The sequence below is a fragment of the Bradyrhizobium sp. LeoB3 genome (assembly GCF_055456055.1).
This window is the reverse complement of record NZ_JBVBEF010000039.1, coordinates 67,046-76,380: the sequence shown is the minus strand read 5'-3', so window position 1 is coordinate 76,380 and position 9,335 is coordinate 67,046. Positions and strand designations below refer to the sequence as shown.

Here is a 9,335-nt window from a genome sequence, read left to right as displayed (position 1 = left end):
GCATCTCCGCCGATTCGAGATGACAAGTGAATCATCAAGCCCCCTCGGTGGCGAGGGGGTTCTTCAGCAGACTGCTAATGGCGACTTGATCTAGATCAAGCACCCTGGTCCCGAGTGGCAGGTTTGATTGCCGATGTCACGGCAACCACCTTCGACGAACGGGAAAAGGCGGTGGAAGCGAAATTCGCTCGTGACGAGGAGCTGCGATTCAAAGCGATGGCCCGAGCCAACAAGTTGCCGGGCAACTGGGCAGCCGTACAGCTTGGATTGATCGGAGGACGCAACCTCCTGCTTTCGCTCGGCACTCTTGGTTGAAACGAGCGCCATGCTCCGGTGCAGGTCTCCTCACTCCGCCTGGTCAGCGAGACGGGCCGTCGAATGATTGGAACAAGAGGCAGCAGATGCCGGAAGCCGCAACCTACACCGCGCACGAGCGTCTGAACGACGGCAGCCACATCGAAATCCGATCGCTTCGGCCGGACGATGAGGCCGACATGCTTGCTGCGGTCGGGCGGGCGAGCACGCAATCCCTGCAACGCCGTTTCTTTGCGGTGAAGCGCGGCTTCTCGGAGAAGGAGCGCGCCTTCTTCATGGACATCGATTTCAGAAATCATGTCGCGCTTGTCGCACTCATCGAGGAAGCCGGTCGGCCGGCGATCGTCGGAGGAGGTCGATACGTTGTATTCGAGCCCGGGCGAGCCGAGATGGCATTCGTGGTCGTCGATGCCTGGCAGGGACGCGGCATCGGTTCGATCCTGATGCGTCACCTCGTCGGCATCGCTCGCAATGCCGGGCTACAGGAATTGACCGCAGAGGTCTTGCCTGAAAATGCCGCAATGCTGAAAGTGTTCGGAAAGTTCGGCTTCAAGCCCGTCGCGCGGGGAGACCCGCAAACGATCCATCTGGCGCTGGCGCTCAGCTAAAAACGATGGTCGGACTCCCTGCTGCCATGCGCCTATCATGGCCCTGCTGCCTGGATCACAGGTAGAGCACGGCAACTGCGGTTATTGCCCCAGAAAATATTCCGAGCGAGATCACGGCCGCTTTGAATACCAAGTCATTCTCGGCAACCCACAACAAGCCAGACCTCAATCCGAGAACGCCCTTGCGCCAACGCAATCGGGCGATAGCGAAGATCACTATTGTTTTCGCTCGGTTCGGATTTGAGAACGACGGCATAGCCCCGATACTCCACAGCGCCATGATGTGGCTGCGGCTGGCAATTGACCAGTGCAGTTTGTGCCACCGGAAGCTCGCAGTATAACAACGCTTGCCTGGCTGAAGGCGCAGCCTCGTTTTCTTCCGACGCTGGTCGCATGTGATCTCTCAGCCTCTCATAGGATGGCAATCGCTCAGCTCGCGGCGGCCCCCTTCGTCTTCGGCTCGAGCGACGCAAGCCCTTCAGTCGTCATCAGCTCCTTGAATGGAGAGACCCTGGCCATACGGGTTCGTCGGGCTATCCGGTACGTACGGATTTCCAGCACCGAAGGGATTGTTGACACTATCCGGAGAAAAACGACTCCCATAGCGGCCGTATGGATTTGAAATCGAATCCGGATCATACCGGCTGCTGCTTAGGCGCCCACGATAGCTTCCCTGGCTGTCATACAGCTTGGGTGCATCCATCGCGTACGGATTGTTGGCGGAGCTGTTGCTGTGGACACTGCCATATCGCCCGTACGGATTGTTGATGCTGTTTGGATTGTAGGGACTGCCAGCACCGAATGCGTTCCCCGTAGAATTCGGGGCATATGGATTGGCGGAATAGTTGCCGGGATATTGCGCGGCGGCGCCCGAAGTCATCACGACCAGCAGGGCGATGCTCAAGGCGATCTTCATCTGCACTTCCTCTTCGTTCCAACATCACGGGCGCGCTCGCCGGACGTACAGCCGTCGCGCGACACGACCGCCCCTGCAGGGCGACCTTAACGCAGGCTTCGCCATGGCACCCAGCTCACACATCCACCACGTGCGGTCAGAGGTATCGCTACCTCAGCCCGAGAAGGGAGCGGCGGTAGCCGCTCGCCTGGGCTTCGCTCCTGCACACAAAACTTCCGGTGAGACCCAGCCCGTAACGTTTCTGCCCTTTCAAATAATAGCGCGCGCGCCGAAAATCGAGCCAAACCACGGAATCACCGGGGCAATGGCGTTGCGCCTGGGCTTGATAGCGGAACGGCGTGAGCGGGACGGCCTTCGCCTGGTGTGCGGTGCACACGAAAAGTGAGAAGGAAACGACAAGTCCACTGCGTTTGACCCAGATCAACAGGCGCTCCCCTGGCGTTTCCACCGCCCGATCCATAGCATTTTCGGCACGCTGCCTAAAGACGGTTCGAACGGACTGTGCTAAATTTCAGTCTCGATCGAGCGAGCAGCAACATGCTCACGATACCACATCTCACCGCGCAGGCGCTCGGCGCGTTTCTGGCCTCCGAGACAAACGGACGGTTCGGCGCGTCTTACGGTTACCTCAACGAGCTCCTGCCATATGCGGCACGCCTGGCGCTCGAATGCATCGGCAACAGCGACGCGCTCTATCACGATATCGAGCACTCGATGCTGGTCACCTTGGCCGGCCATGACATCCTGATGGGGCGCGCCCTGTCGCGGCCGACGACGGCCGAGGACTATTCAAATTTCATCCTGGCCTGCCTGATCCACGACATCGGTTATGTCCGTGGCGTCCTTCAAGGAGACGGGGACGACGTCTATGTCGCCGATGTCACCGGCACGACCATCCGGCTTCCGCGCGGCGCGTCCGATGCAGCGCTCGCACCCTATCACGTGGACCGGTCCAAACTGTTCGCGCTGGAGCGCTTCGATGGTGTTGAACACGTCGACGCCAACCGGATGGCGCGCGCGATCGAATACACGCGATTTCCCTACGCACCGTCATCGTCCGACGACGATCTGAACAATGAAGAGGGCCTGCTGCTGCGCGCCGCGGACCTGATCGGCCAACTTGGCGACCCCAACTATCTGAGGAAGGCCAACGCTCTCTTCTATGAATTCGAAGAGACCGGGATGAACAAGCAGCTCGGCTACGATACCCCGGCCGATGTCGTGTACAAATATCCGCAGTTCTATTGGAACACCGTCGCGCCGCAGATATCGACCGCCATTCGATACCTGAACGTCACGTCAAGCGGCCGCCAATGGATCGCAAACCTTTACAGCAATGTGTTCAGGGCGGAACGAGAGATGAGGCTGTCCGGTCCGGAGTTGTGACGCTGATCAATTGCCAGGGCGCACGCGGCATGTGGCAGATGTAACCGAATGTTCGGGCGCCTGAAATGCCCGCGTAACCCTGACCTCCCAAGTTCCGACACGCGGCACCGCTCGCGGTTACCGCGAGATGCATTCGTTAGCGGGGGCACAAGGAGGAATTCATGACAAACAAACTCGCACTGGCTGCATCAGTCGTCATCCTCATCGCATTCTCGGGCGCGGCGTTTGCAGGCAGCTCCAAAACGCACGCGCGCACGCATTGGTCCGCGGCAGCTTACGCTGCACAAGCCGCGTACTACCCTTACGCTTTCGAGCCGGCACCATACTGGCCCAACGTGCGCCAGTATCACGGCGGACCGAAGTCCAACTATTGAGATCGCCGTCATAGCCTGGAGCTTCGGCTCTGAGTTTGTCGCCGAGCGATTAACGGTGTGATGCAGCGCTTGCGCGCTACGCCGCCAGCCGGTCGAGCAGCGCCAGCATGACCGGGGCATCCGGCATCGGTAGCACCGCGTCGATGCGCTCGATCAGGCGCGATTGCAACAGTGCAACGCGCGCCTTGCCGATGGTGCCGAGCGGGCCGCGGAATCCGTGATCCTCCCATGCCATCTCGAGCAGGCTGTCGCTCGTCAGCGCATCGATGAGGTCCTCGGCCTGGCGCTCGATGCTGATCAACGGATGCGCGGAGAACACCGTCGGCTGCGGATAGAGGATCACCGGCTTGGCCGGCGCATTGGCCTCCAGCCGCTTCCAGCGCTCGGCATCCTGCAGCACCCACTCCACCAATTGATTCTCGTAGCCGACGATCAGCGGCTGCGCGCCGGCACCGCCGGCAACATAATCGTCGAACAATTTTCCCGAGGACGGTTGATGAAGTCCTTTCCGAAACGGCATAGGTTACCGAGGGTCGCAAAACCCGATCCGGCGCGAGCTCGGTGCATGAAGAGATTCTTGTTTGATTTCAAATATATGTGAGCAGATCATCCACACTACCGACCTGCCGCGCGTTCACGTTGTAGCGCGGCGCCGCGATTCCCCCGCCCCTCATGCTAACGTCGAACCGTCGGCGAATCGTTTGCAGCACGAAAGGTCCGCACACGTCCAATGCAGAACCAAAACGCCAAAGCGCTGAAATCCGTCTGTATCTTCTGCGGCTCCAGCCCGGGCCGTGATCCGATTTACCTGGAGACCGCGGTCGCCACCGGACAGGCGCTGGCAAAGGCCGGCATCACCATCGTCTATGGCGGCGGCAAGGTCGGGCTGATGGGAGCGGTGGCAGACGCGGCGCTCGCGGCGGGCGGACGCGTGGTCGGCGTCATTCCGCGCGCGCTGGTCGAGCGCGAGATCGGACACACGGGCCTGAGCCAGCTTCACATCGTCGAGACCATGCACGAGCGCAAGACGATGATGGCCGAGCTATCCGACGGCTTCATCGCGCTGCCGGGCGGCGCCGGGACGCTCGAAGAACTTTTCGAGGAATGGACCTGGGCCCAGCTCGGGATTCACCAAAAGCCGTGCGGCCTGCTGAACGTGAAGGATTACTTCGCGCCGTTGATGGCGATGGTGGAGCGGATGGTGGCTGAAGGATTCACGATCAGAGCCTACGCCGAGATGCTCATCATCGAAACCAAAGTAGAGGCGCTGCTGCGTCGCTTTGCGGCCTACCAGGCGCCGCCACGAAAATGGCTGCGCACGGACGCGGCCGCCAAGCCATAAGAGACGGTCCGAAAAGAGCATGCTCAAACGAAGAGGTGAAACCGTGATCCGATTCATTTCAATCGGATCACGATTTCAGTCGCTTCACCCGCCATGCTTCTGCGGCTTATGGCCGCTCTGACCGGGATCGTTGTGCTTGTTGTGGTGGCTTTCCTGGTTCAGCCCGCCGCGGCTCACCGGAAATTCCGACTGGCGCACATCCTGTTTCGGACGTCTTACGGTCGCATCTTCCACATTCCGCGCGCCTCCTTGCTCGAGATTGCGCGCATCGGGAACATCGGGCTTGCGTTCCAGCATCCGCAACTGCTGCTCATGGGTCTTCTTGCCCTGCAGCACCGTCTTGCGCGATTTCGGCGTCTGATCGCGCGACGGGCGGCCCTGCCGGCGATCCGGCGCCTCGATACCACCCTGCGGGTTGGTGTCGTTCTCGACGTCGCCCTCAAAGGTGTTCTCGCCTTCGACATCCTCGAGATCATCTGGCGTTGCCTGCGCCATCGTGACGCCCTTCGATCCGCCGATCAGGGGATTGCGATGAAGATCGACGTCGCTCGGCCGTTTCGTCTTGGCGTGTTTCGTCATAATCACCCCTTCGGTGCCGGATGCGTACCCCCGCCCTTGTGTTCCGGTTCGTGCGTGTGGTGGCTGTCGCGCTCGCCACCGCCGCCGGAAATCCGGCTGTGACGTCGCCTGGGATCGTCGGCGGCCGGCTTCTTGGCCTCAAGTGGCGCCTGAGCGTTTTCGTGCGCAGCACCGGGGCCGCCCTGGCGAATGCTCGCCGGCGTCTTGGTTGAAGTGGACATGATGCGCTCCTTCAGCGATCCTGCTGATAGCCCTGATGGGTGGTGTTCTGCTTGGTGTTCGCCGACTGCCCCTGCTCGTCGGGATTTTCCACGTGCCCGCGCGTCGTGCGCGCCTGATGGGCATTGCCGGACTTCGGATCACCCGTACCCTTGCGGCTCTGGTTCTCCGGCGGCACCGGTGGTGGCTTGGTCATGATGGACTCCTGTTCCATCCAAAGTGACATAGGATAACGCACGCGAAATGCATGGGTTCACTTCACTGTCATCGAAAACCCGACGGCGTAACGATCAGGAAACCGGCTCCGCGCGCCGCGGCGTCCTCTTCGATTCCGGCCACATCGCGCGGACTTCCTCCGGCAATGCGTGGCGGATCTTCTCGACCTGACCAGGATCGACATAGTGGTTCAGCACCTGGAACACAGCATGCGCCGCGTCAGGCGCGCTGACCGGCCGTGTCGAGCTTAGCTCGGCCGTGATGATCGACAGGAACTGTTCCGCTGACCGCCAGTTTTGCGGAGCATCGCTCGGGCGGAATCGATCATAATACGTGCCGCGCACGATCAGCGGAAGCTGTGCACCGAGATGCGCCGCGAGTTCGATCGGAACCCGATCGCGTATGGTCCGCAACACCGCGCCCAGCGCATGCCACGCCAGCTGCCGGTCGCGTGGCAAGGTTTCCATGATCTCATCCAGCCATGAATTGGTGAGGTGGATGGTTCTGTCGAATACCTCGAGACCTGTCGCACTCATGGGGATCACCCTTCGTGTGCAAGACGCAGGGCTAACGATGCGCGGACGCATAGGTCGCGAATATTGCAGTCGACGAGCGGGCGCCGGTATTTGTCGCTGGGCGGCCGGGCAGACATCTATAATGGTGGCAGCGCCGCCACCGGCATCATTCAGGCAGCCCGCACGGTCTGCAGGAACCGGCTGACTTCCGTCTGGAGCCGGCTGCTGTCGCGCGACAGCGATTGCGCGGACGAGAGCACCTGCGTGGACGCCGAGCCTGTCGCGGTGGCGCCGCGCTGGACATCGGTAATCCGCGAAGAAACTTCCTCAGTGCCTTGCGCGGCCTGTTGCACGTTGCGCGCGATCTCCTGCGTCGCCGCGCCCTGCTCTTCGACCGCAGCGGCGACCGTCGAGGCGATCTCCGCCAGCGATTCGATCGTGTTGCTGATCTGGCCGATGGCGCCGACCGATTGATCGGTCGCGGTCTGGATCGCGGCGATCTGCTGACCGATTTCGCCGGTCGCCTTCGCCGTCTGCTCGGCCAGCGCCTTCACCTCGGACGCGACGACCGCAAACCCGCGGCCTGCATCGCCGGCGCGCGCAGCCTCGATGGTGGCGTTGAGCGCCAACAGGTTGGTCTGGCCTGCAATGGTGTTGATGAGCTCGACCACATCGCCGATGCGGCTTGCGGCCTTGGACAGTTCGCTCACGCGCTCGGTGGTGGCGCGCGCCTGGCCGACCGCGTCCGCCGCGATTCGCGCCGAGTCCTGGACCTGGCGGCTGATCTCGTTCACGGAAGACGACAGTTGTTCCGTGGCAGTCGCCACCGATTGCACGTTGGCCGACGCTTCTTCGGAGGCCGATGCCACAGCGACCGTTATTTCCTGGGCGCGCTCGGCCGTCGAGGTGAGCGCCTTTGCCGATTGCTCCAGCTCCGCCGACGCCGACGAGACCGTGCTGACGATCTCGCCTACCGCTCCCTCGAAAGCGTCCGCAAGCTTGATCATCTCGGCCCGGCGCTGCCCGGCGAGGAGGTCATCCTGCCGGCGCTTGGACTCGGCCTCGAGCACCGCCTTCTCTTCCGCCTTGACCTTGAACGCCTCGACGGCGCTCGCGACCGCGCCGATTTCGTCCTTGCGCCCGATGCCAGGCAACTGGACATCAAAATTGCCATTGGCGAGTTCCTGCATGGCCCGGCTCAGGCTGCGCATCGGTCCCGCGATCGAAAGCGCCGACAGCACGGAGGTCACGATCAGCAGCAGGGCCGCAACGCCGCCGATTGCGAGCGACATCCTGTCGGCCGAGGCGGCCTGCTGCGCCGCCTTTTCGATCTCGCCGGCCATGACCTGCTTGGCGCGGTCCACGATCGTGTTGGCGTTCGACTCGAGCTCCGCTGAAAGCGGCAGCATGACATCGTTGGCGATCTGTCGTGAATCCGTCGTCAACTGGGCGGCGCGCGCCTGAGCCTCGCTCGAGATCGTGAGCCCGGAAGCTTCGACGGAGGCAATTTCCAGAAGCTCGGTTTTCATCTTCGCGAGTTTCTCGGCGGCGGACTCATAGGCAGTCGCCGTGCTCTTCAGCTTCTCCAACTGCGAGCGCGTATCGGCGGTCGTCAGACGGGAGATCTCATCGATGAACCCGAGGAATCCTTTGTAGCGTGCCGCCAGATACTCGGTGGCCTTCTGCAACTCTTCATCGATGGTTGCAACGCGGATGTTAGCTGCGCCGACCTGCAGGCCGCGCGCTGCCGCCTTGGCGTCGATTGCCGCGCGCGCGATGTTGGACTGCAGGAGCACGCTCTCATTGGTGCGGCTGACTGAGGCATTCGTTGTCAATTGATTGATGATCATCAGCGCGACGAAGATCACGCCGAGCGCGGATGCGATGCCAAGCTTGGCTCCGATCCGCAAGTTTTGAATACCTTTGATCATGCCCACCCCGTTGCAGTCTTGCCTTTGGCCCAACCTCGTCAGCCGGGGCGAACTTATTGCTGGGGCTGTTTAAGTAACGTTAAACGACGGCAGCGAAAGCGATGAAACAACCCGAGAGCGAGTGATGATTGCTTGCAGAAAAAGCATGCTTCATATGCCGAGGCGCGAACGCTCAGTTCGCACAACTCCCTGATGTATCCCTTCGTCCAGAAGACGGTTGGTCAGGAAAATTCGGCAGCGCACTCATCCGCAAAGGATACCGTCAGCAGAGCATCTCCTTCAACTTCAACACGGCGCTATCCGGCGTCGTGAGCACCGGTCGTCCTGACGCTTGCTCAACCGCCGATGCCGCCGGCGCCATGCTGTATTGCGCGAGCGCGATGACGTCGCAGTTGCGCAAGTCTTTCGACGTTTCGATCACAAGCCGATCATGCTCGGCGCGGTCGCCGCGATCGAGCGCCGCCAGCGCGTCTTCCGCCAGCCTCGGTACGAGCTCAATCGAGGCAGGAAACTCGCGAGGCATGGAGGCCAAGGTCGGCGGAAATGTCGAGAGCAGGCCGACCTTCCGGCCGCTTCGTGCAGCCTGCTCGATCATCGCCTCATTGGGCTTCAAGACCGGCATCGGCGCATGCGCCCGCGCCACCGCCTCGATGCAGGGTCCGAAGGCGGAGCAGGTGAACAGGATCGCATCGGCGCCCGTGCTCACGACATAGCGGCCGAGCGCGAGGAAACGCTCGGTCATGGCGTCGGTGAGCCGGCCGTCGCGCGCGAGATCGGCCGACAGGCTGTCGTCGAGCAGGTTCATCAGCCGCGCCTCCGGCCACAGCGTCGCGAACGATGACTCGATCGGCTGAATCGAATGCTTCAGGGCGTGAATAAGGGCGATGCGCATTGTCGTTGTTCTACTCTCGATCAGTTGCCGATGCTCGTCAGC

At 61.7% G+C, this 9,335-nt stretch carries 14 protein-coding genes; 5 read left to right on the top strand and 9 right to left on the bottom strand.

Features of this window, described 5'->3' with window-relative positions; all coding sequences use genetic code 11:
- The first annotated feature begins 123 nt into the window (after positions 1-123).
- A complete protein-coding gene (locus ACZXDY_RS23915; RefSeq protein ID WP_464347181.1) occupies positions 124-315 on the top strand; it encodes an ATPase inhibitor subunit zeta in 192 nt (63 codons plus the stop codon).
- 86 nt (positions 316-401) lie between these two features.
- Entirely contained in the window at positions 402-923 is a 522-nt protein-coding gene (locus ACZXDY_RS23910) for an N-acetyltransferase family protein (RefSeq protein ID WP_464347180.1), read from the top strand.
- Positions 924-1,401: 478 nt separating this feature from the next.
- On the opposite strand, the gene ACZXDY_RS23905 is transcribed toward ACZXDY_RS23910, so the two are convergent.
- Complete coding sequence (locus tag ACZXDY_RS23905; RefSeq protein WP_464347179.1) at positions 1,402-1,839, bottom strand: hypothetical protein; 438 nt, start codon at positions 1,837-1,839, stop codon at positions 1,402-1,404.
- 148 nt (positions 1,840-1,987) lie between these two features.
- The gene (locus ACZXDY_RS23900) at positions 1,988-2,215 is read right to left on the bottom strand and encodes a hypothetical protein (protein WP_245287214.1); all 228 of its coding nucleotides are present in this window, start codon (positions 2,213-2,215) and stop codon (positions 1,988-1,990) included.
- A gap of 161 nt (positions 2,216-2,376) precedes the next feature.
- Here ACZXDY_RS23900 and ACZXDY_RS23895 point away from each other — a divergent pair, with 161 nt between their 5' ends.
- On the top strand, positions 2,377-3,225 hold the full coding sequence (locus ACZXDY_RS23895; RefSeq protein ID WP_028162492.1) for a hypothetical protein: 849 nt from the start codon (positions 2,377-2,379) through the stop codon (positions 3,223-3,225).
- A gap of 161 nt (positions 3,226-3,386) precedes the next feature.
- A complete protein-coding gene (locus tag ACZXDY_RS23890; protein WP_130225805.1) occupies positions 3,387-3,599 on the top strand; it encodes a hypothetical protein in 213 nt (70 codons plus the stop codon).
- Positions 3,600-3,675: 76 nt separating this feature from the next.
- Here the strand turns inward: ACZXDY_RS23890 and ACZXDY_RS23885 are convergent, their stop codons facing one another.
- Positions 3,676-4,077 carry a hypothetical protein gene (locus tag ACZXDY_RS23885; RefSeq protein WP_464347178.1) on the bottom strand — a complete coding sequence of 134 codons (402 nt, stop codon included), beginning with the start codon at positions 4,075-4,077 and terminating at the stop codon, positions 3,676-3,678.
- A 252-nt stretch (positions 4,078-4,329) separates the two neighbouring features.
- Here ACZXDY_RS23885 and ACZXDY_RS23880 point away from each other — a divergent pair, with 252 nt between their 5' ends.
- Positions 4,330-4,941, top strand: coding sequence for an LOG family protein (locus tag ACZXDY_RS23880; RefSeq protein ID WP_210164683.1), 612 nt, complete (start codon positions 4,330-4,332; stop codon positions 4,939-4,941).
- An 84-nt stretch (positions 4,942-5,025) separates the two neighbouring features.
- On the opposite strand, the gene ACZXDY_RS23875 is transcribed toward ACZXDY_RS23880, so the two are convergent.
- The 6 genes from ACZXDY_RS23875 to ACZXDY_RS23850 form a co-directional block, all read right to left on the bottom strand.
- Positions 5,026-5,520 carry a hypothetical protein gene (locus ACZXDY_RS23875; protein ID WP_245287205.1) on the bottom strand — a complete coding sequence of 165 codons (495 nt, stop codon included), beginning with the start codon at positions 5,518-5,520 and terminating at the stop codon, positions 5,026-5,028.
- A 2-nt stretch (positions 5,521-5,522) separates the two neighbouring features.
- Entirely contained in the window at positions 5,523-5,741 is a 219-nt protein-coding gene (locus ACZXDY_RS23870; protein WP_464347177.1) for a hypothetical protein, read from the bottom strand.
- Between the two features lie 11 nt (positions 5,742-5,752).
- Entirely contained in the window at positions 5,753-5,935 is a 183-nt protein-coding gene (locus tag ACZXDY_RS23865) for a hypothetical protein (RefSeq protein WP_035689448.1), read from the bottom strand.
- Positions 5,936-6,029: 94 nt separating this feature from the next.
- Positions 6,030-6,491, bottom strand: coding sequence for a DUF2267 domain-containing protein (locus ACZXDY_RS23860; protein ID WP_464347176.1), 462 nt, complete (start codon positions 6,489-6,491; stop codon positions 6,030-6,032).
- A gap of 149 nt (positions 6,492-6,640) precedes the next feature.
- A complete protein-coding gene (locus tag ACZXDY_RS23855; protein WP_028162499.1) occupies positions 6,641-8,401 on the bottom strand; it encodes a methyl-accepting chemotaxis protein in 1,761 nt (586 codons plus the stop codon).
- 262 nt (positions 8,402-8,663) lie between these two features.
- Positions 8,664-9,293, bottom strand: a complete 630-nt coding sequence (locus ACZXDY_RS23850) for an aspartate/glutamate racemase family protein (protein WP_464347175.1) — start codon at positions 9,291-9,293, stop codon at positions 8,664-8,666.
- Positions 9,294-9,335: the final 42 nt, after the last annotated feature.

Excerpts from the sequence above, each read along its gene's own strand:
- ACZXDY_RS23910 (WP_464347180.1), top strand. The coding sequence starts at position 402 with ATGCCGGAAGCCGCAACCTACACCGCGCACGAGCGTCTGAACGACGGC.
- ACZXDY_RS23905 (WP_464347179.1), bottom strand. The coding sequence starts at position 1,839 with ATGAAGATCGCCTTGAGCATCGCCCTGCTGGTCGTGATGACTTCGGGC.
- ACZXDY_RS23895 (WP_028162492.1), top strand. The coding sequence starts at position 2,377 with ATGCTCACGATACCACATCTCACCGCGCAGGCGCTCGGCGCGTTTCTG.
- ACZXDY_RS23890 (WP_130225805.1), top strand. The coding sequence starts at position 3,387 with ATGACAAACAAACTCGCACTGGCTGCATCAGTCGTCATCCTCATCGCA.
- ACZXDY_RS23880 (WP_210164683.1), top strand. The coding sequence starts at position 4,330 with ATGCAGAACCAAAACGCCAAAGCGCTGAAATCCGTCTGTATCTTCTGC.
- ACZXDY_RS23875 (WP_245287205.1), bottom strand. The coding sequence starts at position 5,520 with ATGACGAAACACGCCAAGACGAAACGGCCGAGCGACGTCGATCTTCAT.
- ACZXDY_RS23870 (WP_464347177.1), bottom strand. The coding sequence starts at position 5,741 with ATGTCCACTTCAACCAAGACGCCGGCGAGCATTCGCCAGGGCGGCCCC.
- ACZXDY_RS23865 (WP_035689448.1), bottom strand. The coding sequence starts at position 5,935 with ATGACCAAGCCACCACCGGTGCCGCCGGAGAACCAGAGCCGCAAGGGT.
- ACZXDY_RS23860 (WP_464347176.1), bottom strand. The coding sequence starts at position 6,491 with ATGAGTGCGACAGGTCTCGAGGTATTCGACAGAACCATCCACCTCACC.
- ACZXDY_RS23855 (WP_028162499.1), bottom strand. The coding sequence starts at position 8,401 with ATGATCAAAGGTATTCAAAACTTGCGGATCGGAGCCAAGCTTGGCATC.
- ACZXDY_RS23850 (WP_464347175.1), bottom strand. The coding sequence starts at position 9,293 with ATGCGCATCGCCCTTATTCACGCCCTGAAGCATTCGATTCAGCCGATC.